Annotated in this window: 20 protein-coding genes and 2 pseudogenes; 9 read left to right on the top strand and 13 right to left on the bottom strand. The window is 73.9% G+C overall.

Annotated features, from left to right (window positions below):
* The first annotated feature begins 102 nt into the window (after window positions 1–102).
* The 3 genes and pseudogenes from ACIQVD_RS12505 to ACIQVD_RS12515 form a co-directional block, all read left to right on the top strand.
* On the top strand, window positions 103–1,086 hold the full coding sequence (locus tag ACIQVD_RS12505; RefSeq protein ID WP_402288400.1) for a DUF5937 family protein: 984 nt from the start codon (window positions 103–105) through the stop codon (window positions 1,084–1,086).
* Window positions 1,087–1,259: 173 nt separating this feature from the next.
* A pseudogene (locus ACIQVD_RS12510) lies at window positions 1,260–3,653 on the top strand (discoidin domain-containing protein); the annotation flags it as partial.
* A 126-nt stretch (window positions 3,654–3,779) separates the two neighbouring features.
* Window positions 3,780–4,160, top strand: a pseudogene (locus ACIQVD_RS12515) (discoidin domain-containing protein); the annotation flags it as partial.
* A 390-nt stretch (window positions 4,161–4,550) separates the two neighbouring features.
* Here the strand turns inward: ACIQVD_RS12515 and ACIQVD_RS12520 are convergent.
* The gene (locus ACIQVD_RS12520; protein ID WP_402288402.1) at window positions 4,551–4,847 is read right to left on the bottom strand and encodes a DoxX family protein; all 297 of its coding nucleotides are present in this window, start codon (window positions 4,845–4,847) and stop codon (window positions 4,551–4,553) included.
* Window positions 4,848–5,073: 226 nt separating this feature from the next.
* Between ACIQVD_RS12520 and ACIQVD_RS12525 the strand changes: the two genes are divergently transcribed.
* On the top strand, window positions 5,074–5,802 hold the full coding sequence (locus ACIQVD_RS12525; RefSeq protein ID WP_402288405.1) for a maleylpyruvate isomerase N-terminal domain-containing protein: 729 nt from the start codon (window positions 5,074–5,076) through the stop codon (window positions 5,800–5,802).
* Window positions 5,803–6,030: 228 nt separating this feature from the next.
* Here the strand turns inward: ACIQVD_RS12525 and ACIQVD_RS12530 are convergent, their stop codons facing one another.
* The 3 genes from ACIQVD_RS12530 to ACIQVD_RS12540 are packed head-to-tail and all read right to left on the bottom strand — an operon-like array spanning window position 6,031 to window position 9,601.
* Window positions 6,031–6,690, bottom strand: coding sequence for a PadR family transcriptional regulator (locus ACIQVD_RS12530; protein ID WP_402288407.1), 660 nt, complete (start codon window positions 6,688–6,690; stop codon window positions 6,031–6,033).
* A gap of 51 nt (window positions 6,691–6,741) precedes the next feature.
* Window positions 6,742–7,719, bottom strand: coding sequence for a formylglycine-generating enzyme family protein (locus tag ACIQVD_RS12535; protein ID WP_402288409.1), 978 nt, complete (start codon window positions 7,717–7,719; stop codon window positions 6,742–6,744).
* Between the two features lie 10 nt (window positions 7,720–7,729).
* Complete coding sequence (locus tag ACIQVD_RS12540) at window positions 7,730–9,601, bottom strand: sulfatase-like hydrolase/transferase (RefSeq protein ID WP_402288411.1); 1,872 nt, start codon at window positions 9,599–9,601, stop codon at window positions 7,730–7,732.
* Window positions 9,602–10,150: 549 nt separating this feature from the next.
* Here ACIQVD_RS12540 and ACIQVD_RS12545 point away from each other — a divergent pair.
* Window positions 10,151–11,467 (top strand): MFS transporter, encoded by a 1,317-nt coding sequence (locus tag ACIQVD_RS12545; RefSeq protein ID WP_402288413.1) that lies wholly within the window; start codon window positions 10,151–10,153, stop codon window positions 11,465–11,467.
* A gap of 92 nt (window positions 11,468–11,559) precedes the next feature.
* Complete coding sequence (locus ACIQVD_RS12550) at window positions 11,560–12,354, top strand: SGNH/GDSL hydrolase family protein (protein WP_402288415.1); 795 nt, start codon at window positions 11,560–11,562, stop codon at window positions 12,352–12,354.
* 114 nt (window positions 12,355–12,468) lie between these two features.
* Here the strand turns inward: ACIQVD_RS12550 and ACIQVD_RS12555 are convergent, their stop codons facing one another.
* From ACIQVD_RS12555 to ACIQVD_RS12565, 3 genes are read right to left on the bottom strand one after another with little or no spacing between them, the layout of a single operon-like run.
* Window positions 12,469–13,644, bottom strand: coding sequence for an alpha/beta hydrolase (locus tag ACIQVD_RS12555; protein ID WP_402288417.1), 1,176 nt, complete (start codon window positions 13,642–13,644; stop codon window positions 12,469–12,471).
* A 20-nt stretch (window positions 13,645–13,664) separates the two neighbouring features.
* A complete protein-coding gene (locus ACIQVD_RS12560; RefSeq protein ID WP_400684681.1) occupies window positions 13,665–14,420 on the bottom strand; it encodes a DUF2993 domain-containing protein in 756 nt (251 codons plus the stop codon).
* The gene (locus tag ACIQVD_RS12565; protein ID WP_402288420.1) at window positions 14,417–14,614 is read right to left on the bottom strand and encodes a hypothetical protein; all 198 of its coding nucleotides are present in this window, start codon (window positions 14,612–14,614) and stop codon (window positions 14,417–14,419) included. Before ACIQVD_RS12565 ends, ACIQVD_RS12560 begins: the two co-directional genes overlap by 4 nt.
* A 268-nt stretch (window positions 14,615–14,882) precedes the next feature.
* On the opposite strand from ACIQVD_RS12565, the gene ACIQVD_RS12570 reads away from it, so the two are divergent.
* From ACIQVD_RS12570 to ACIQVD_RS12580, 3 genes are all read left to right on the top strand, one after another.
* On the top strand, window positions 14,883–15,569 hold the full coding sequence (locus tag ACIQVD_RS12570) for a response regulator transcription factor (RefSeq protein ID WP_400684675.1): 687 nt from the start codon (window positions 14,883–14,885) through the stop codon (window positions 15,567–15,569).
* Entirely contained in the window at window positions 15,566–16,924 is a 1,359-nt protein-coding gene (locus tag ACIQVD_RS12575) for a histidine kinase dimerization/phospho-acceptor domain-containing protein (RefSeq protein ID WP_402288423.1), read from the top strand. Before ACIQVD_RS12570 ends, ACIQVD_RS12575 begins: the two co-directional genes overlap by 4 nt.
* A 378-nt stretch (window positions 16,925–17,302) precedes the next feature.
* A complete protein-coding gene (locus ACIQVD_RS12580; RefSeq protein ID WP_402288425.1) occupies window positions 17,303–17,659 on the top strand; it encodes a VOC family protein in 357 nt (118 codons plus the stop codon).
* A gap of 93 nt (window positions 17,660–17,752) precedes the next feature.
* On the opposite strand, the gene tgmC is transcribed toward ACIQVD_RS12580, so the two are convergent.
* The 6 genes from tgmC to ACIQVD_RS12610 form a co-directional block, all read right to left on the bottom strand.
* Window positions 17,753–18,877, bottom strand: a complete 1,125-nt coding sequence (gene tgmC, locus ACIQVD_RS12585) for an ATP-grasp peptide maturase system methyltransferase (RefSeq protein WP_400684666.1) — start codon at window positions 18,875–18,877, stop codon at window positions 17,753–17,755.
* Window positions 18,874–19,812 carry an ATP-grasp ribosomal peptide maturase gene (gene tgmB / locus ACIQVD_RS12590; protein ID WP_402288428.1) on the bottom strand — a complete coding sequence of 313 codons (939 nt, stop codon included), beginning with the start codon at window positions 19,810–19,812 and terminating at the stop codon, window positions 18,874–18,876. The genes tgmC and tgmB overlap by 4 nt, the downstream gene beginning before the upstream one ends.
* Before the next feature lie 25 nt (window positions 19,813–19,837).
* Window positions 19,838–20,101 carry a putative ATP-grasp-modified RiPP gene (gene tgmA, locus ACIQVD_RS12595; protein ID WP_400684660.1) on the bottom strand — a complete coding sequence of 88 codons (264 nt, stop codon included), beginning with the start codon at window positions 20,099–20,101 and terminating at the stop codon, window positions 19,838–19,840.
* Window positions 20,102–20,671: 570 nt separating this feature from the next.
* Window positions 20,672–21,004: a hypothetical protein gene (locus ACIQVD_RS12600; protein WP_402288431.1), complete on the bottom strand. Its 333-nt coding sequence runs from the start codon at window positions 21,002–21,004 to the stop codon at window positions 20,672–20,674.
* Window positions 21,001–21,258: a hypothetical protein gene (locus tag ACIQVD_RS12605; protein ID WP_111551685.1), complete on the bottom strand. Its 258-nt coding sequence runs from the start codon at window positions 21,256–21,258 to the stop codon at window positions 21,001–21,003. Before ACIQVD_RS12605 ends, ACIQVD_RS12600 begins: the two co-directional genes overlap by 4 nt.
* On the bottom strand, window positions 21,255–21,431 hold the full coding sequence (locus tag ACIQVD_RS12610) for a hypothetical protein (RefSeq protein WP_402288435.1): 177 nt from the start codon (window positions 21,429–21,431) through the stop codon (window positions 21,255–21,257). The genes ACIQVD_RS12605 and ACIQVD_RS12610 overlap by 4 nt, the downstream gene beginning before the upstream one ends.
* Between the last annotated feature and the right edge of the window lie 48 nt (window positions 21,432–21,479).

Here is a 21,479-nt window from a genome sequence, read left to right on the forward strand (position 1 = left end):
CCCGGACGTAAGGTCACGGGGACGGGCCGCGAGCGGGCAGCGGTCGGACGGCCGTCAGGAAGCCGTCGGACGGTCCGGCGGGGAGGGTGGAGGGAGCGCCGGATGCTGAGGTTCGAGGTCGCCGCGGAGGACCTGGTGCGCAGCCGGTTCGCGCTCTCGCCCGCGTTCGAACTGGCCAATCTGCTGCGGCTGTTGGACCGGGGCGGGGAGCGGTCGCTGCCGCCGGGGTGGCGGGAGCGGCTGCGCCCGGCCTTCCTGCGGCTGCGGGCGGACCCGGCGGTGCGGGCCGCGCTGGCGCTGCACAACGAGAGGTTCGGGGCGGACTTCATCGCCATCCCGCCGCGCGGCATGGCGCAGACCTGGGCGGACGACCTGACCGCGATCCTGGCCGCCCCGCCGGAGCCAGCCCGCGCCGAGATCGCCCGCTGCCTGGCGGCCCGCCCGGACACCGACGCTGCGGCCCGGGCGGTGCTGGCCGCGCCGGACGCCGTCCGGCAGGTCGCCGGGGCGCTCGACCGCGCCTGGCACGGTCTGCTGGCCCGGGACTGGCCGCAGCTGCGGGCCCTGTGCGAGCGCGACGTGGTGCACCGGGCGGGCGAGTTGGGCCGGCGCGGCTGGGCGGCGGCGCTGGCCGGGCTGCACGAGAACGTCCGCTGGCGGGACGGCGGCATCGACGTCCCGCCGTTCGACGCCGCCACCACCTACTCGCTGCGCGGCGCGGGCCTGCTGCTGGTCCCCTCGGTGTTCGTCTGGCCGGGCGTCGCCGCGCACCACGACGAGCCGTGGCCGTGCACCCTGATCTACCCGGCCCGCGGCATCTCCGCGCTGTGGGAGCCGGGCGCCGCCGTCCCGCCCGACGCGCTGGCCGCCCTGCTCGGCCGCTCCCGCGCCCGCGTCCTGGCCGCCCTGGACACCCCCGCCAGCACCACCCAGCTCGCCCGCAGCCTGCACCAGTCCCCCGGCGCCGTCGCCGACCACCTCGCCGTGCTGCGCGCCGCGGGCCTGCTCTCCCGGGCCCGCGCGGGCCGCTCGGTGCTCTACCGGCGCACCCCGACGGGCGACGCCCTGATCGGGTCCGCGCCCTGAGCCGGATGCCCTGACATGGGCCCTACAGTTGGGTTCCACCGTCCCTTCACATCTGATCTTGCGTCAATCTGTATCTTTTTTGCGTTCACCCGTGGACTTCCTGCCGCACAGCGTCCTACGCTCGGCACGCCCGGCCACCACCCGGGCCTCCCCCGCAGGAAGCACGGTCATCCATGCTGAATCCCCCCACCCGCGCCAGACGGACCGTCGCGTCCCTGGCGACGCTCGCCCTGGGCGCCTCCGGCCTGCTGGCGGCGGCGTTCGTCAACGCCGGCACGGCCCACGCCGCCGCCGTCCCCGCGCTCTCCCCGCTGGCCGTCCCGAACCGCGGCGCGACCGTCCCGTTCATCGAGCAGGAGGCCGAGTACGCGGCCACCAACGGCACCGTGGTCGGGCCGGACCGGCTGTACGGCCACCTGCCCTCGGAAGCCTCCGGCCGGCAGGCCGTGACGCTGAACGCGGTCGGCCAGTACGTCGAGTTCACGCTCACCGCGCCCGCCAACTCGATCGACTTCCGCTACAGCCTGCCGGACTCCTCGGACGGCAAGGGCCGCGACGCCTCGATGGACCTGCTGGTCAACGGGCAGAAGCTGAAGAACGTCGACGTGACCTCCAAGTACAGCTGGTACTACGGCGGTTACCCGTTCAACAACAACCCGGGCGACACCAACCCGCACCACTTCTTCGACGAGACCCGCACCCTGCTGGGCAGCACCTACCCGGCCGGGACGAAGATCCGGCTGCAGGTGTCCTCCACCGCCCAGTCGCCGACCTTCACCATCGACCTGGCCGACTTCGAGAACGTCGGCGCGCCGATCGCCAAGCCCGCCAACGCGATCGACGTGGTCGCGGACTTCGGCGCCGACCCCACCGGCGCCACCGACTCCACCGCCAAGTTCCAGGCCGCGGTGAACGCCGGTGCGGCGCAGGGCCGGACGGTCTACATCCCGCAGGGCAACTTCACCCTGTACGACCACGTGATCGTGGACAAGGTGACGCTGGCCGGTGCGGGCCCCTGGTACAGCGTGCTGGGCGGGCGCGACCCGAACAACCGCAGCCACGCGGCCGGCATCTACGGCAAGTACGTCACCTCCGGCGGCCCGAGCCAGAACGTCACGCTCAAGGACTTCGCCATCATCGGCGACATCCGCGAGCGGGTCGACGAGGACCAGGTCAACGGCCTGGGCGGCGCGATGTCCAACTCCACGGTGGACAACCTGTGGATCCAGCACACCAAGGTCGGCGCCTGGATGGACGGTCCGATGGACCGGCTCACCATCAAGAACAGCCGCATCCTCGACCAGACCGCGGACGGCGTCAACTTCCACACCGGCGTGACCAACTCGACGGTCACCAACACCTTCGTGCGCAACACCGGTGACGACGGCCTGGCCTCCTGGCCGGAGCGGGTGGCGAACACCAACGACAGCTTCACCCACAACACGGTGGTGCTGCCGATCCTCGCCAACAACATCGTCACGTACGGCGGCAAGGACTTCACCATCTCGGACAACGTCATGTCCGACACCATCAGCAACGGCGGCGGCCTGCACATCGCCAACCGCTACCCGGGCGTCAACTCCGGCAGCGGCACCGCCGTCGCCGGCACCATCACCGCCGCCCGCAACACCCTGATCCGCACCGGAAACAGCGACTTCAACTGGCAGTTCGGCGTCGGCGCGATCTGGTTCGACGGCCTGAACGAGCCGATCACCGGCGCGACCATCAACATCACCGACACCGACATCCTGGACAGCTCCTACGAGGCGATCCAGACCATCGAGGGCGGTGTCACCGGCGTCAACCTGACCAACGTGAACATCGACGGCGCGGGCACCTACGCCATCCAGGCGCAGGCCAACGCCCAGATGAAGTTCACCAACGTCAAGGCCAAGAACATCGCGCAGTCCGCCACCCCGATCCACAACTGCGTGGGCACCGGCTTCCAGATCACCGACGGCGGCGGCAACTCCGGCATCACCGGCTCGACCTGCACCGGCCAGTGGCCCGCGCCGGTCTGGACGTACAACGGCGTCCCGGTCGGCGGCGGCAACGGCAGCTCCTCGCCGTCCCCGTCCCCGTCCACCTCGAACCCCTCCTCGCCGTCCCCGTCCCCGTCGCCCTCCACCTCCACCCCGCCGACCTGCCCGAGCGGCACCGGCAACCTGGCGCAGGGCCGTCCGGCCACCGCCTCCGGCACCAGCCAGACCTACGGCCCCGGCAACACCGTCGACGGTGACGCCAACACCTACTGGGAGAGCGCCAACAACGCCTTCCCGCAGTGGGTCCAGGTCGACCTGGGCTGCTCGCTGAGCCTGACCAAGGCCGTCCTCAAGCTCCCGCCGGCCAGCGCCTGGGCCTCCCGGACCCAGACCGTCACCGTCCAGGGCTCCACCGACGGCACCACCTTCACCACCCTGGTGGGCTCGGCCGGCTACACCTTCGACCCGGCCACCGGCAACACCGTCACCATCAACCTCCCGGCCACGCCGACCCGCTACCTGCGCCTGAACGTCACCGGCAACACCGGCTGGCCCGCCGCGCAGCTCTCCGAGTTCCAGGTGTTCGGCGGCGGCAACGGCAGCTCCTCGCCGTCCTCCTCCCCGTCGTCCTCGCCGTCCTCGTCCCCCTCGGGGCCGACCTGCCCGACCGGCAGCGGCAACCTGGCGCAGGGCCGTCCGGCCACCGCCTCCGGCACCAGCCAGACCTACGGTCCGGGCAACGCGGTCGACGGTGACGCCAACTCGTACTGGGAGAGCGCCAACAACGCCTTCCCGCAGTGGATCCAGGTCGACCTGGGCTGCTCCCGCAGCCTGACCAAGGCCGTCCTGAAGCTGCCCCCGGCCAGCGCCTGGGCCTCCCGGACCCAGACCGTCACCGTCCAGGGCTCCACCAACGGCACCACCTTCACCACCCTGGTGGGCTCGGCCGGCTACACCTTCGACCCGGCCACCGGCAACACCGTCACCATCAACCTCCCGGCCACCTCGACCCGCTACCTGCGCCTGAACGTCACCGGCAACACCGGCTGGCCCGCCGCGCAGCTCTCCGAGTTCCAGGTGTTCGGGGCCTGATGCCCGAAGGGCGTCCGTCCGCGGACGGACGCCCCTCCCCCGGCTGACGTCCGGCTTCCCACGGACACCAGCCGACCGGCCGACACCCGTCACCCGACGGGCGCCGGCCCCCCGAGCCGGCACCGCCCGGGGCTCCGACGGGCGGGGAGCCTCCTCCGACCCCGGGCGGTGCCGCCCCCTCGATCCCGCCCGGCCAGCACGACCGGGCGGGATCGAACCATGTCGCGCCACCGCGCACCGCGTACCGCGCAGGCGGTGCCGAGGTCGGCGCGGGTCGGCACCGGGCGCTCGAACGGCCGCCGGGCGTCGGCGCGTTGCCACGGGCAGGCCGACGGGCGCGGGCAGGCCGACGGGCGCGAGCCGACGGCGGCGGGCGGTTCCCCGGCACGCTCAGCCGAAGCCGAAGTGGCCGACCGAGGCCGCCGCCGACAGCAGGGACACCGCCGGGAACCCGAGGGCGTGGAGCACCTCCGCCCGTACGTGCGCCGCCACCGCGCCGACGGAGAACAGCACCGGCCCGACGGACGCCGCCGGACCGAGCGCCGCCAGGGTCCGCCCCGGCAGACCGGGCACCGCCGGACCGAGCCCGGCCGGGCCCCGCACCAGTTTCGCCACCACCGCCACGGCGTTCGCCGACGCGCAGCACACCGTGCCGACCAGCAGGACCCCCTCCACCGCGCCGCTCACCGCGCCCACCCGCCGCCGTGATCGCCCCCGGCGGCCGCCCGTACGCGCCGATCCGGCTGCGGATCGCGCACGGCCTGATCACCCGGATCGGCGTCACCGGGACCGGCGTCACCCCGCTCGGCCGCCTCGCCCTCGGGCCCGACGGGGAGCCAGGAGACGGAGGGCCCCGAGACGGGGGGTCGGCGGGCGCGGCCTCGTTGTCACCCGTCCGTGATAGGCAGTCAGGATGACTGTCCCACTTGCCTTTTCGGACCTGCTGGACCTCGTCGACGAACGCTCCGCCGCGCTGCGCAAGGCCGTCGCCGAGGCGCCCGACCTGACGGCCCGCGTCCCCAGTTGTCCCGACTGGGCGCTGTCGGACCTGCTCGGCCACATCACCGGCGTGCACCTGTTCTGGGCGGCGGCCGTGGCCGCGGGCCCCGGCTTCACCCCGCAGCGCCCCGAGCTGGAGACCGGCCTCCCGGCCGCCCGGGCCCTGGCCGACGCCGAGGCGGCGACCGCCGCCATGCTCGCGGCGCTCCGGGAGGCCGGTCCCGACCGCGCCTGCTGGACGTGGTGGCAGGGCAGCGACGTCCCCGGCGACAGCGGGGCGATCGCCCGCCACCAGGTGCAGGAGGCCGCCGTGCACGCCCACGACGCCCAACTCGCCCTCGGCGCGCCCCTCCCGCTGCCGGAGGCCGTCGCCCTGGACGGCCTGGCCGAGTTCCGCGACCTGTACTGGGCGATGTCCGCCCCGTGGCCGCACGCCCCCGCCGCCGTCCGGCTGCGCACCGCCGAGGGCCCCGAGCTGGCCCTCGACCTCGCCCCGGCGGAGGCCGCCCCCGGGCAGGACCCCGCCGTGCTGGAACTCGCCGGCACCGCGAGCGACCTGCTGCTCGCCCTGCACCGCCGCCGCCCGTCCGCCGATCTGCTCGCGACCGGCGACCCGGCCGTCCTGGAGCAGCTGCTGGCCTGACCCCGGCTCGGCTGACCACCGCCCGGGCTCGACGTCCCGGCGCTGCCCGCGCTCCCGTCGGCGGCCACGGCCACGGCCGCGCCGGGACGGCCGGGACGCCGGCGGCGATCCGGAGGCCGGCGTCGTCACGGTCGGCCGTGGAGCGCACGGGCGCGCGGCACGTCGATCGCGCGGCCCGCGACGGGAAGCTCGCCGCCGTTCTCCGGCGGCACACCCGACGCCGGAGGGTCAGGGCGTGTCCGCAGGCCGTCCCCGGTAGGGGGTGCGGCTGGGCGGCAGGCCGGCCTGGAGTTCGAGGCGGGCGAGGGTGAGTTGCAGCCAGGCGATGTAGGAGGCCATGGCCCGGTAGCCGTGCTCGTGGGCGGCCAGGCGGACCGCGTTGGCCCACGCGGCGTCGACCAGGGAGCCGGCGGTGGCTTCCGCAGTGGCTCCGTCAGCGGCCTCGTGAGCGGCTCCGTCAGCGGCTTCGTCGGTGAGGAAGTCCATCCAGCCCGGTTCGCCGACATGCGCGAGCCGGTAGTCGAGCTCGGTGCGCAGCAGGTCGAGGGCGAACTCGGGTCCCAGTTGGCCGGCGAACAGGAAGCGCAGGCGGAAGTCGCTGTCGGTCATGCGGGGTGAGGGCTCGTAGGGTGAGCGGGCCCAGGCGAGCAGTTCCTGGCGGCCGGCTTCGGTGAGCCGGTAGACCTTGGCGTCGGGCCGGCCGGCGCGCGGGTCCAGCTCGAACGCGGCCCAGCCGTTGGCCACGAGCTTGGGCAGGGTGCGGTAGATCTGCGGCAGTTGGACCCCGTAGCCGAGGTACTTGCCCTTGCCCTCCATCCACTTGCGCATGTCGTAGCCGGAGAACGGGCGCACGGCCAGCAGGCCGAGGATGAGGTGTTCCAGGCGCATCGGTGAAGCGTTCCTCAGGGTGGGGTGGTGGCGTCGGCCCAAGGTAGCCGATCAGGCCGGGCCGGGAGCGGCCCGCACGACGCGGAAGCCGCAGTTGCCGGACGAGGACTCGGGGGTGTTGGCGGAGCGGGCCGCGAGGCGGTAGCGGTTGCAGTAGCTGCGGTGGCACAGGTGGGAGCCGCCGCGGGTGACCCGTGCGGTGCCGGTGCGCGGGCCGAGCGGGTCGTGCCGCGGCGAGCGGCGGTAGTAGGCGGGCGAGAACCAGTCGGCGCACCACTCCCAGACGTTCCCGGCGCTCTCGTACAGGCCGAAGTCGTTGGGCGGGAAGGAGCGCACCGGAGCGGTGGTCAGGTGGCCGTCGCGCAGCGTGTTGTGCGTGGGGAAGTCGCCGTGCCAGATGTTGCACCGGTCCTGGCCGTCCGGGGTGAGGTCGTCGCCCCAGGGGTAGCGGCGGCCCCGGTGGCCGCCGCGTGCCGCGTACTCCCATTCGGCCTCGGTGGGAAGCCGGGTGCCCGACCATCGGCAGTAGGCGACGGCGTCGTACCAGGAGACGTGCACGACGGGGTGGTCGGGCAGTTCCTGCCACGAGGAGAGCGGTCCGCCCGGGTGCGCCCAGTCGGCGCCCGCGACCTCCAGCCACCACGGGGTGCGCGGCGCCCTCCCCAGCACGTCGCGCGGACGGGCGCGCAGTGCCAGGTGGAAGACGGCGGAGGAGCCGTACCGCTCGGCGTCGGTGCGGTGGCCGGTGGCGGCGGCGAACGCGGCGAACTGGGCGTTGGTCACCGTGGTCGTCCCGATCGCGAAGGGTTCCAGAACGACGCGGTGCACCGGGCGTTCGCCGTCGTCCGGGTAGCCCTCGTCGAAGTGGTCGCCCATCCGGAACTCGCCGCCGGGCAGGTCGACGACTTCGGGTGCGGTGTGCGGCGCCCGCCGTCGGGGCGGGACCGGCGGCGGCGGTAGCAGCTCGACGGTGCCGGGCGCGCAGGCGTGGACACGGCCGGGGCGGCCCGGGGTGCAGCAGGTGTGCACGCTGACTCCCTCAGCCGTTCCGGGGCGCGGTGGCCGGCTCGGGCACGGCAACCGGCTCGGGCACGGTGGTCGACTCGGACGCGGCGACCGGCTCGGACGCGGTGGCCGGCTCGGGCAGCGCGGCGAGCTGGTCGGCGAGCGAGCGCAGCCGCTCCTGCGGGAGCATGCCGGTGACCGTCGCGGCGACGTGGAGCAGCGACAGCTGCGTGAGGACGGCCGCGAAGGGCCCGTCCAGCAGCGGGCCGAAGGCGCCCCGCACGATCTTCTCCGCCTCGGGGTCGGCGAGCAGCCGGGCGATGGACGTGTGCACGCTGCGCGGTCCGGCGGGGTAGTCCTCGGGGCGGGGCCCGGGCCGCAGCCCCAGCTCCGCCTGCGGCCGCTGCACGCGCGCGAGCAGGTGTTCGGTGGTGACCGGCCCCTCGGCGGGCAGTCCGAGGCGCCGGTACTGGCTCTCGGGTGCGTCGCTCGCGCGCAGCAGGTCCACCAGTAGTGCGGCCATCCGCAGCTCCACCGCGTCGTCGACCAGGGGGTGTTCCTGGCCGGGGTCGGCCGTGAGGTCGAACAGCAGGGTGCCGAAGGCGTACGGGCTGCTGATCGCCGACCCGGGGGTGCGCAGCAGCGGCACGTCCTTGCTGAAGGGGAACGGCGGCACCAGCTGCGCCCCGCGCAGTTCGGCCGGGCTGAAGCGGGCGCGCATGTGGGTGGGCATCAGTGTGTGCTCGAACAGCGGCTGGTTGCCGGGGTCCGCGCAGGCGCGCATGTAGACGTGGCGGCCGTCGGTGACGCTGACGTGCCCGCCGAAGGAGCCGAACAGCCCCGCCTCGCGCACCGGCGCGTCGGCGGCGACGGTGTCGCGCAGCGACCGGCCCTGCATGTCCGGCGTCGGGGCGAGGCCGAACCAGTCCAGCAGGGTGGGTGCCAGGTCGATCGTCTGCACCAGGGAGGTGCGGCGTTCGCCCCGGACGCGGCTGCGCGGGTCCCAGACGAACAGCGGGGTGCGGATCGTCTCGTCGTACCAGGGCTGGATGTTCTTGCCCCACCAGCCGCGCTCGCCGAGCAGCAGGCCGTGGTCGGTGCAGACGATCAGCAGGGTGTCGTCCCACAGGTCCAGTCCGTCCATGGCGTCGAGGACCCGGCCGAGCGAGGCGTCGCACATGGTCAGCAGCGCCGCGTACTCCAGGCGGGCGTGCTCGACCTGCTCGGGCGTCTCCAGGACCCGCCGGTAGTCGGGCCAGTCGAAGTGCGGGCCGGCGTAGTCGTGGGGGTAGTGCTGCCTGTGGCGGTCGTAGCTGAGGAACGGCTCGTGCGGGTCGAAGGTCTCGATCTGCAGGAACCAGCCGTCCTCGGCGTGGTTGGTGCGCAGGAACTCCAGGCCCGCGTCGAAGGTGCGGGTCTGCGGGTGGTCGGCCTCGTCGGTGAGGTGCTGCCGGTTGACCCAGTCCTGGCGCCACGCCGGCCCGCGCATCGTGCGCGGGGAGTCGGGGATGTCGGGGTCGGCGACCTGGCCCTTCCACGGGTCGCCCTCCTGACCGCGGAAGAACTCGTAGGAGCGGAAGCGGTTGTGGTACGTCGCGCCGCCGTCCTCCCAGTAGTGTGGGTGGTCGGTGACCAGGTGGGTGTGGACGCCGTGCTCGCCCAGCAGTTGCGGCACCGAGTCGTCGAAGGGCTCCAGCGGTCCCCAGCCGCGGTGCAGGAAGTTGTACCGGCCGGTGTGCAGCTCCCGGCGGGCCGGCATGCACGGCATGCTGCCCGCGTAGCAGGTGTCGAACGCGGCGGTGTGCTCGGCGAGCCGGGTGAAGTGGGGGGCGTGCACCCCCTCGGCGCCGTACGGCGGCAGGAAGCGCCGGTTCAGGGTGTCGAACATGACCATCAGGGCCTTCACGGCGTCGGCCTCCGTCGGGGCGGGCTCGGTACAGGGAATCGTTCGCTATGGACCTTAGAACATATGGACCGAGAGATGAACCGTCACCTGCGGCCCGTCCGGCCTACTGTTGCCGCATGCGTCCTGAACATTTCAGGCGCGCGAAGTCGCACCGAGAGCATTGACATGGCCGACGCCGGTGTCAATCCTGCTGAATAACTACGCAGGAACATATGAACCCTGCTCGGCGCAGCCCCGTCTCCCAGGAGCCTCCTTGCGCATCACCCCTCGCGGCTACCACCGCCCCACCACCCCGCACCTGCAGCTGCAGCTGCCGGCGGACGGGTCGGTGACCTTCGCCGCGGAGTCGGAGCAGCGGCTCGCCGGCACCGAGACCGGGCCCGTCCCCCGGCCCGCCCCCGCGCCGCGGAGGCCGCCGACGCGGGCCCGGCGGCAGACCGGCGGGCCGCAGCCGCGGTGGCGGCCCCTTCCGAACCGCGCGCCCAGCGACACGCCCCGGGTGACCCCGGCACCCACCCCGTCCCCGTCCGGCCCGAGGAGCCCCGCACGATGAACACCCAGGCCCCGTCCCTCGCCCCCCGCGCCGCCGACCAGCCCGCGGCGGCCCCGGCCCGAAGACGCCAACTCGCGCTGCTCTCCGCCCTGATCGCGTTCGACAACACCGAGGCGGGCGTCGCCTCGGTGATGTTCCCGATGCTGCGCACCGCTCTCGCACTGCCCGTGTCCGCGCTCGGGGTGCTGGTCGCCGTCTCCAGGATCGCCGGCATGGTGGCCGGTCCGCTGTGGCTCCTCGCGCTGCGCCGCGTCTCCCGCAGGACCCTGCTGGCGCTGTGCGCCGGTTTCTGGGGCGTCTGGACCGCGGCCGCCGGCCTCGCCCAGGACTTCTGGCAGTTGCTGCTGCTGTTCACCGTCGGCGCCGCCGGCATCGCGGGCGCCGGCCCGCTGGTCAACGGCCTGCTCGTCGACCTGTTCGACGACCGCTCCCGCGGCCGGGCTGCCGGCGCGCTCTACGGCACCGCCGCGCTGATCACCGCGCTGGCCGGGCCGCTGCTCGGCCAGCTCACCCGCGTCCACGACGGATGGCGCTACGGCTTCCTCGCCTCCGGCGCCCTCCAGATCCTGATCGGCGTCCTGGTCCTGCTGTTCCTGCGCGACCCGGGCGTCGGCGCCGCCGAACCCCGGCTCGGACGCGCGCCCGCCGCCGCGCCCGGCCGGGCCGGGACCAGGCGGCTCCTCGCCGTGCCGACCCTGCGGGTCCTGCTCCTGCAGCGCCTGACGAACGGCCAGTTCGTGCTGCAGGTCTCCGGCGTGGTCCTGCTCGTCGACGGCTTCGGCTACAGCAACGCGCTCGCCGCCACCGTGGTCCTGCCCGCCTCCCTGGCCTACCTGCTCGGCACCTACGCCGGCGGGCTGCTCAGCGACCGCCTCCACCGCCGCCACCCGCGCACCGGGCGACTCGTCCTGCTCCAGGCCGCCCTGCTCGCCTACGGCGTCCTCGCCTACCCCGCCAGCCAGATCGCGTGGCACCACATCGCCGTCCACGCGGCCCTGTTCTCCGTGCTCGCCTTCCTCCAGGGCGTCAACCCCGGCATCAACCGACCGCTGGTCGCCGCCGTCACCGCCCCCGAACTGCGAAACGCCGCCTTCGCGCTGATGCTCTCCACCGAGCTCGTCTGCACGGCCTGGACCTCCCTGGCCCTCGGCTACCTCGCCGACGCCCTCGGCATCCGGGCCGCGTTCCTCTGGCTGCTGGTCGTCCTCGTCCTCGCCAACGGACTGCTGGCGAGCCTGTTCCACCGCACCTACCACCGCGACGCCGCGGCCCTCCAGGCCGAACTCGACCGCCGCCGGGCAGAGCACCGCTGACGGCCACCGACCGCCGCACCGTCACCGGACGCACCACCGCGCCGGACGGCGACGTTCCGGCGCTCCCGCGCCCGCCCCACCAGGAGGCCACCGTGCACCGAACCAGGACCGCCGCCCTCGCAGCCGCCCTGCTCACCCTGTCCACCGCCGCCCTCGGCGCCACCACGGCCCGGGCCGGCACCGGGACCGTCCACTACGCCGCCCTCGGCGACTCCTACTCCGCCGGAGGCGGATCCGCCACCAGCTACCTCAACAGCTGCAACCAGAGCACCAACGCCTACCCCTACCTCTACGACCGGCTCGCCTCGCCGGCCACCTTCGCCTTCCGGGCCTGCGGCGGCGCCACCACCGGCGACGTGGTCAACAACCAGCTCGGCCCGCTCGACTCCGCGACCACGCTGGTCAGCATCACCGTCGGCGGCAACGACGTCGGCCTGAAGAACGTGCTGGCCAGTTGCCTGCTCGGTGACGACGCCACCTGCCTGGACGCCGTCTCCGCCGCCGAGGACACCGCCCGCACCCAGCTCCCGGGCGAACTCGACGCCGTCTACGGCGCCATCCGGGCCCACGCCCCCAACGCCCACGTGGTCGTCCTCGGCTACCCCAGGTTCTACGACCTCGCCCAGCCGCTCTGCCCCGGCATCGACCGCGTGAAGCGCGCGGCGCTCGACGAGGGGGCCGACACCCTCGACGCCGTCATCCGGACCGAGGCCGCCGAGCACCCGGGATTCACCTACCAGGAGGTGAACGCCCGGTTCGCCGGGCACCAGCTCTGCGACTCGGCTCCGTGGCTGCACGCCCTGGACTGGCCGGTCGGACAGTCCTTCCACCCCACCGCCGAAGGCCAGGCGAACGCCTACCTCCCCGCCCTCCTCGCCGCCCTGTGACCCCGGCCCCGCCCGCGTGATCCCCGGTGCCCCGTCCCCCGGCCCTCTCGCCAGGAGCGACGACCGGGAGAGCGGCCGGATCGCCTGCGGCGCCGGTTCCGGGCCTGCCGCCGCTCAGCCGTGCTGGTCGAGGAAGGCGGCGAGTTCGCTGTCGTACCGGGCGGGGTCGGCGTTCCAGGCACCGGTGTGGACGGCTCCGGCGACGGTGACGAGGTGGACCCGGTCCGGCCAGTCGCGGGCGAACCGGGCACTGGTGGCGTAGGGGACGACCGTGTCGGCGGTGCCGTGGAAGAGCAGCACGGGCTGCTCGGGGCCGCCGGTGCGCCGGTTCGCGGCCAGGGTGTCGACCCGGTCGAGGTCCACCCCGGCGCGCAGTCGGATGAAGGGGGCTGCGACGTCGGCGACCGGGAACGGGATCCCGAGGTGGGTGGCGATGGTGTCGATGGCCGCGCCGTAGTCGAGTGCGGGTGCGTCGAGGACGACGGAGCGGACCGCGCCGGTGTCGGAGGCGCGCTGCAGGTAGTTCTCGACGATGCCGCCGCCCATGGAGAAGCCGTAGAGCACCACCCCGGAGGCCCCGTGGGCCTCGGCGTAGCGGACGGCGGCGTCGAGGTCGCGCCATTCGGTGTCGCCGAGCTGCCGGTTGCCGTTCGTGTCGCGGGGCGCGCCGGGGTCGTTGCGGTAGGTGATGTCGAGGACCGGATAGCCGAGACCGTGGAGTCGGGGCATCGTCCGCAGGCCCGCACTGCGGCCGGCGCCGAGGCCGTGGACCTGGATGACCCAGGTGTCGCGCGCGCCGGGGAGGTACCAGGCGGGCATCGGGCCCAGGTCGCCGGAGTAGTCGACCTCCTGGTAGTCCAGCCCCGCTGCCTGCCTCGGGTCGGAGTTCCACACCGTGACGGTGATCTTCGCCTTGTCACCGGCGGCGGGCGGGGTGGCCGCCCGGAGTTCGCGGGTGACGGTCCTGGCGTCCGAGGCGGTGATGCGGCCGAGGACTCCCGCGTGCTGTCGCGCGGAGCCGCTGTCCTGCCAGACCAGGCCGTAGGTGCCGGCGGCCCGGCTCTCCGCGGTGGCGGGCAGGGTGACCGTCGCGGTTCCCACCGCGACGACGCGGGTGTTCAGCGGGGTGTCGTCGATGGGGTGCAGGAGTTTGACGGTCAGCAGCCACAGGGCGCCGGCCGTCGCGCCGAGCACCAGGGCGGTCAGGCCGGCAACGGTGGCGACGATGCGTCGGCGCCGGCGGGTGCGGCGGGTGCGGCGGGTGGACGGTGGGGTCGGGGGGTGGGTCATGGCCGGGGCCGGCTCCTGGTTCACGGGTGCTTCAGCGTGGTGGGGCCGGACGCCAGGGTGAGGGCGAGTCCGGTCGGTGTGACGGTGAGTGAGAGCGGTTCGAGGGACAGCGGGTAGTCGGCCTGCCGGTGACGCGCCGTCAGCCGGGCGTTGATCCGGTCGAGCGGGGGTCCGGTGACCGTCCGGCCGAGGAGCTGCAGTTCGGTCGCGGTGACGGTGACCCGGCCGTCGGCCAGGGCGGGCTTCAGCGTCAACCGGCCCATGCCGTTGGGGCCGACGGAGAGCAGGAGGGTGCCTGCGGCGGGGTCGGTCCGGGCACCGCTGACGGGAACGCCCTGGTCCGAGTCGCCGACGGCTCGCGCCAGGGAGTCGGCGGGGATCGTCACGTCGGCCCGGACCTCGGACACCGTCGCGGGCTCGGCCAGGTGGAGGTCGTCGAGCGTGACCCGGACCGAGGCGCCGGGGAGCGGGCCGAGGCGGGCGTCGTCGGCACTGAGCGTGACGCGGCCCAGGTGCCGGTCGATGAGCGCGAGCAGGGCCGGGCCGTCGCCGGTGTCGACCGTCACCCGGGTGTCGAGGGACTTCTCCACGCCCGAGGCGATCCGACTCTCCAGGACGTGCCGGGTGACCGCTTCGCCGCCTCCGGCGACGGCCGCCAGGGCGGCCACGGCCAGGACGGCGGCGCGGGTGGCCCGGGCGCCCCGGGTGGCCGGGCGGCGCAGGCGGGTCAGCCGTCCTCCGGTGGCGGTCCGGGTCGGTGTGGGACGGATGGTCATTGGTGTCCTGCCCTGGTGGTCGTGGTGTCGGACGGTGCGGGCGATCCGGTGCCGTCCAGGTGCCGCCCTGCGGTTCTGCGGTCCCCCGGGGACGGGTTGCGCCCGGTGCGGGCGAGCAGCACGAGGACCGCGCCGGCCAGCAGCACCGCGAGGCCGACGCCGGCCAGCGCGAGCGACCTGGAACCGGTGAGCACGGCTGCCTTCCTTCGTCCTGACCGCTGGTCGTCCTGACCGCCGGTCGTCCGGGCCGCACCGGTCGGCGGGGCCGCGAGCATCCTGTCCTCGCGGTGCAAGGCGGAGGTTCGGCCGGTGTTCGGGCGGTGTAAGGATTGCGCCGCTCAGCGGGGCGGTGGCGACCCGCGGGTTAGCATCGGTGCAGTTCGAAGCCGTTGCGCCCGCGGCCGGCCGTGCCGCCGCGAGAGGGGTGCGGCGGCGCCGGGAGACTGCGGTGGCACCCAACAGATGACGCACAGCAAGGGCCTCGTCCTGGTGGTGGAGGACGAGCGGCACATCGCCGACCTCCAGCGCCTCTACCTCAGCCGGGAGGGCTTCGGCGTCCACACCGAGAGCGACGGCACGGCCGGGCTGGCCGCCGTCGCCCGGCTGCGGCCGGTGGCGATCGTCCTCGACATCGGACTGCCCGGGCTGGACGGCACCGACTTCTGCCGACGGCTGCGCGCCGCCGACGACTGGACGCCCGTCCTCCTGGTCACCGCCCGCGACGAGGAGGCCGACCGGATCCTCGGCCTGGAGATCGGCGCCGACGACTACCTCACCAAACCGTTCTCGCCCCGCGAGCTGGTCGCCCGCCTCAAGGCGGTGCTGCGCCGCACCGCCGGCCCGCCGGTCCCGGCCGTCCTGGGCACCGGGCGGCTGCGGCTGGACCCGGCCCGGCGCACGGCGCTCCGCGACGGCGAGCCGCTGGAGCTGACCACCACCGAGTTCAACCTGCTCGCCCACCTGCTCGCCCGGCCGGGCCAGGTCTTCAGCCGCGAGCAGCTGCGCGCCCAGGTCTGGGGGCGCGCCGACTACGGCGACAGCAGGGTCGTCGACGTGTACGTCTCGCAGCTGCGCGCCAAGCTCGGCGACGCCAGCCCGATCCGCACCGTGCGCGGGGTCGGCTACAGCGCCCAGGAGCCCCGCCGGTGAGGCGCCCGCGGGCGGGGTCGCTGACCGGCAGCCTGGTCCTGCTCGCCACCGTGGTGGGAGCCACCGCGGTGCTCCTGGCCGGCATCGCGGCCTGGCAGACCGCCCGCTCCGACGCCGAGTCGCAGTACCGGGAGCGCCTGGCCCGCCAGGCCACCGTACTGAGCCTGGCCCCCAACCTGTCCGTGCTGCTCCTCGACCAGGCCCAGCGCCTGACCGGTGCCACCGGGGTCCAGGTCGCCGTCGTCGCCCCCGGCGGGCAGGTGGACGGCCCGGCGGCCGGGGCCGTCACCTCGGCCGACCGGGACGCGCTGCTCGCCGGACGGACCCTCTCCACCACGGGCTCGCTCGGCGACCGGCGCGTGCTCGTCCAGGGACACCCGGCGGGCAACGGCGGCGCCGTCGTCCTGGCCCAGCCGTTCACCGAGGTGGACGCGGCCGCGAACCGGATGCGCGGCAGTCTGACGCTCCCCCTGGTCGCGGGCCTGATCGGCGCGGCCCTCGCCGGAGCCCTGCTGGCCCGCCGCATCGCCCGCCCCCTGGTGGCGGCGGCCGACGTCGCCCACCGCCTCGCCGCGGGCGAACGCGGCCTGCACTGCGAAGCGGACGGCCCCGCCGAAGCCCGCGAGGTCGCCCGGGCCCTGAACACCCTGGGCGCCGCCCTGGAACGTAGCGAACGACGCCAGCGCGACTTCCTGACCTCCGTCTCGCACGAGATCCGCACCCCCCTCACCGCGCTCCAGGGCTACGCCGAGGCCCTCAGCGACGGCGTCGTCGAACCCGGGCAGCAGGCCCAGGTCGGCCAGATCCTCCTGACCGAGACCAAGCGCCTGGACCGCTTCGTCTCCGACCTGCTCGAACTCGCCCGCCTGGACGCCGAGGACTTCCCCGTCACCCGCGAACCCACCGACCTGGCCGCCCTCACCCGCGAGACCGCCGAAGCCTGGGACCAGCGGGTCCGGCAGGACGGACTGCACCTGCGGGTGGAGCGGACCGGCGGACCCGTGATCGCGGTCACCGACGGGTTCCGGGTCCGCCAGCTGCTCGACGGCCTGATCGGCAACGCCGTGCGGGTCTCCCCGCCCGGCGCCCCCGTCGTGCTGGCCCTGCGCAGGACCGAGACCGGTGCCGCCGAGCTGCAGGTCCGCGACGGCGGCCCCGGCCTGACCGACGACGACCTCGAGGTCGCCTTCCGACCCGGCGCCCTGCACGCCCGCTACGCCGGTACCCGCCCCGGCGGCACCGGCCTCGGCCTGGCCATCACCCAGCGCCTCGCCGACCGGCTCGGTGCCACCGTCACCGTCCGCGGCCACGGCCCCGAAGGCGGCGCCTGCTTCACCGTCACCCTCGGCCCCTGACCGGACAGCCGATCGGCACCGGCACGCCCCGTACCGCGCAGCAGTACCAGCCGGGGCCGCCGCCGTGCAGCCGCTCCGCCCGGTGGTGGCCCGGCGCTTTCCGGTCTCGGCCGGTCCGGTGGCGCCCCGCGGTGGAGTCGGGGCCGGGGGCGCCGCCGGGTCCGGTGACGACGCCCGGCGGTCCGAAGGCCGCGGAGCACCCGGCGGGAGGGAGGGCACCGAGGCTCAGGCCGACGTGCTCCTGCCCGGCCGTCACCCCGCCCGCGAACACCCGGCCGCCGCCCTCGCCACCCCCTTCGGCGAGGCCCGACCGAGCCGGCCGATGCGAGAGTGCGGCACCGGCTCCGCGCGTCCGGCCGGGTGGATATGCTGCCCGGCATGGCGTGCCGCATCGGCGAGTTGGTACTGGACTGCGCGGACCCGGAGCGGCTGGCCGCGTTCTGGGGCGCGGCGCTCGGGTACGTCGAACTGGGCAGGGAACCGGACGGGAGCATCGAACTCGGACCGGCCGCGGACGGCTACGGCGGGCCGCGACCGGCCCTGGTGCTGAGCCCGACCAGTGACCCCCGACCGGTCCGCCTCCCGCTGCACCTCGACCTGAGCCCCCTCGGCCCCGAGCCGGACCCGGACGCGGAGACGGCCCGGCTGCTGGCCCTCGGCGCCCGACGGCTCGGGGCGACGACGGAGCGGCTGGTGCTGGCGGACCCCAACACACCTGACTACCAGTTCTGCTGATCTTACCGTCACGTCAGCGCATGCAAGAGGCCCCGCACGGTCAGAGAGACTGCACGGGGCATCGTTGTGCATGGGCTTACCAGGTGGGGTGAACTACTGGGATCGGTCCCACTCGACCCGTTGATCCTCGGTGCTGACCACCACCTGCAGCCGTTCGCCCACGGGCTCACCCGCGACGCGCCACCGGGTGATCAGTTCGGCCACCGCGTCCCAGAGTCGGACCGGACCGCCCTGCCGGACCAGCCAGCGGCCCCCGTCCTCGAACACCACGGCCCACGACCCGCCGTCCACGTCCACCAACACGTGCTCGGTGCGTCCGTTCCGGGGCATGGCGAAGTACTGCGCCGTGGGCGCCGCGAACTGCGCCACGAACCGGGCCGCCCACTGGTCGAGCAGGTCAGCGCCGACGCCCGCCGGGCGGGCCTCGCCCTGGTCGAGCGCGGGCAGCATGCCGAGCGGCGGGGGCATGTGCGGGCGGGCCAGCATGAACGACACACCGGCGCCGAGCACCGGACCCGTTGCCATGCCGTCCTCGGCCACCGTGAGCCGCACCAACTCTGAGGCGTTCATCCAGCCGCCCACGGTTACCAGGATTTCCCCGCCCGGACGGGTCTGTGCGATCCATTCGGCCGGAACGGTCCGGACCCCGCACGTGGCGATGATCCGGTCATACGGTGCACCCTTGGCGTGACCGGCGAGCCCGTCACCGTTCACCAGCTCGGGCCAGTAGCCGAGCCCACCGAGCGCCACGGACGCCCGCGCTGACACGTCCGCGTCCACCTCGATTGATGTCACCTGGTCGTCGCCAAGGACGTGCGTCAGCAGTGCAGTTGAATAGCCGGTGCCGGTGCCGATCTCCAGAACGGACATGCCGGGCTGCACCCGCAGGTCTTCGAGCATCCGGACCACCAAGCCGGGCAGTGTCGAAGACGACGTGGGCACCTGCGCCAACCGGCCCTCGACCTGTCGGGGCACCACACAGCCGGCGAGCTGCGTCACCAACGTGTCGTCCTCGTACACGCGGCCGATCAACTCGGGCGACTTCTCCAGCGACACGGGCCGGTACCAGCCGTCGCCGTCGTACTCGAACCAGCCGTCCCGCAGGAACGCCTCACGCGGGACGGCCAGCACCGCCGCTTCCCACTCGGCGCTACGGATCACCCCCGCTTCCTTGAGCTGTGCGGCCAGCACCGCCCGCAGCCCTTCGGACTCGTTCACCCGGTTACTCCGTTCTCCAGAAGGTCCGCGATGGCGGACGTGATCGGCAGGCCCGCCGCGTGCTCCAGCCACGCCCACTGACCGTTCGGGTTGCACTCCAGGAACCACCATTCACCCTCGGGGGTCACGGCGAAGTCGAACGCTCCGAAGTGCAAGCCGAACTCACCGAGGAACCGCAGCAGAGCGGCCCGGACCGGCTCCGGGCAGTCCACAGGTTCGTACGTCAGGCTCCGGTACGCGCTGCGCCAGTCGAGCACTCCGGGAGGGGCGGTGATCAGCGCGCAGAACACCTGTTCCCCGACGACCACGGCGCGCACGTCGCCGGACTTCGGCACCTGCGCCTGAAACAGATGAGCGCAGTTGCCCACCGCATCAGTGATCTCCCCCGGCTCGACCGGGGCCGCCCAGATACCGGCGGGCTCACCGTCCACGTGGTAGGCCCCGGCGTGCAAGGGCTTGTAGATCGCGGATTGCGCAGTGGCGAACAGCTTCGCTTCGGCGGGGCTGTTGGTGATCAGCGTTGCCGGAACCGGCAGCCCGAGTCCGGCGGCAACGGCGAGTTGAGCGGGCTTGTACTCGGCACGCGCGATGGCCTGCGGGTGGCTCAGGTAGAGACAGCCCGGGAGCGCGCCGAGTACGCCGTTGAGCCCCCGGCGGTTCTCCTGCGCGGCGAACCGGTCGGCCTGGCCGTCGCTCTCCGGCGTGTACGGGCTCGGCCGCCGATGATAGAGGGCGCGAACGCCGGAGAGATCGGCGGTGCGCTTACCCACTGTGAGACTCCCCGACCACCCGTCAGCCGTGAGCGAAGCGGCCAGCGCGGCGCGGGTCGGGAAGTCCCGTCCGGGGTCGAACCGGAGGACGGGCACCCGGCGCCGGTTCAACTCCGCTACGACCAGATCGGCGGTCGGGTCCTCGACTTCGGTCGAGACCAGCACCGGGGGTCCGTCCATGGCGCTACCCCTAGTCCTGCGTCGCGTCCGAGCCGGAGTCACTGTCCATCTTCCCGTCCTTGCCCTGTTGGGTGGTCGGGTAGGTGTTCACGGACGTGCCGTGCTTGCCCAACTCGGCAGGGCCCATGGCGCCGTCCTCGCCGAACCACAGACCGGTCTGCGTCACGGGGTCCAATCCGGCGTACTGCCACTGCGACGGCTCGCCGTTGCGCAACGGCGCCATGCGCACCATGCCCCACGGGGCAGCGGGAACGAGTTCAGAAACGGTACTCAACTCTCCTCCTACATTTCGGTGTTGATCGGAAGTGCGAAGAACCCACCTTGCCCGCTCAAGCCTGTTGCCGGACAGAGACAGGCGAGGTGGTGTTGTGCCCCACTCCGGGCATGGGAGTTGGTGTGCCCTGAGCGGGAGTTGGTGCCCTGTTCCGGTGGGATCGTTGACCCTTCCCACCCGCCGGAACAGGAGTTCGTGAGGTGCCTACGTGTGCCCGAGGGGGTACGCCTTGCGGATCGGTACGGGCTCGCCGGGGCGCGTCCACCCGAGGGGGAACAACTCCGTTTCGCCGGGGAACAGTTCGGCCCACTCGCCGGTCAGGACTCCGCCCCACCGGCCGCAGGTCTTACACCGCCAGACCGGCCCGCCGGGGCCGCTCAACAAGGCACCCGGTTCCGTGGTCGTCTCGACCTCGTGTCCGGCGCCCTCGGGGCACTCGTGCATCTCCGCTCCATACCGTGATCCGTCTGTGCCCCGCCCCGGTCGTCCGGGCCGTCCAAGTCCCGCCACCGGGGCGGGGGTTGTGTAGCCCGGCGCAGCGCAGGCAACGCCGGGAGTCGAGCGGTCGGGTTACTGCCGAACCCTGGTGCCCCATCTCGACCGGGGTCGGGCGTGCCGAGCGCGGTGGGTGCGCTCGGTCGCCGACTTGTCCCGCTTGGCCATGGCGGCAACTGCCCTTCCGTGCAGGGTCGATATGCAGTCGGCGCAGACGAGCAGCTCGGCCGTGACTCCGCCGGCTGCGGTCACCGGGCCGAGCCAGAGCACGCGGACCGAGGTGCGCCCGCAGTAGAGCCAGCAGTCCCCGACCGTCCACGGGTTCCCGTCGTTCTCCTCGGGCGGTTCCGGCAGGCGTCCCGCGCCGATCTCGGCCAGCGTGGGCGACACCTCGGCAGCGAGGGTCACGGCGGCTGTCCGGGACGGACGTGGCGCACCGTGACCCGCAGCCGGGACCGCCTGGCGGCACGTCTTCGGCGCCACCACGTTTCCCAGTCCCCGCCGTAGACGATGCCGAGCATGGCGACCGCCAGGGCGAAGAACCACCAGACCCACCGACGCGCGGCGTACGGGTCGAGCTTGGCGAGGGCGACCACCAGAACGGCGGGCCCGAGGGCGACCGCCACGGCCAGGACGCAGGCGGCAAGGGTCTTGCGGCTCACGCCGGTTCCTCCTCGGGCGCCAGCACCATCGGGACCGAGGCAGCGTCCAGGCTGTACGACCGGTGGTCCTGGTTGAGCCAGGTGTGGGTGCGCGCCCACTCCGCCACGGCCCCCACGTCGGCACTCGGCCGGGACGTCTCACCGCACACGGTGCCGTCCTCATCCTCGGACACGCAGGACAGGACGTAGCGCGCCGGAACGGCCCGAGGGTCATCCGGGCG

This window comes from Kitasatospora sp. NPDC090308 (assembly GCF_044769485.1).
Taxonomy (GTDB): domain Bacteria; phylum Actinomycetota; class Actinomycetes; order Streptomycetales; family Streptomycetaceae; genus Kitasatospora; species Kitasatospora fiedleri.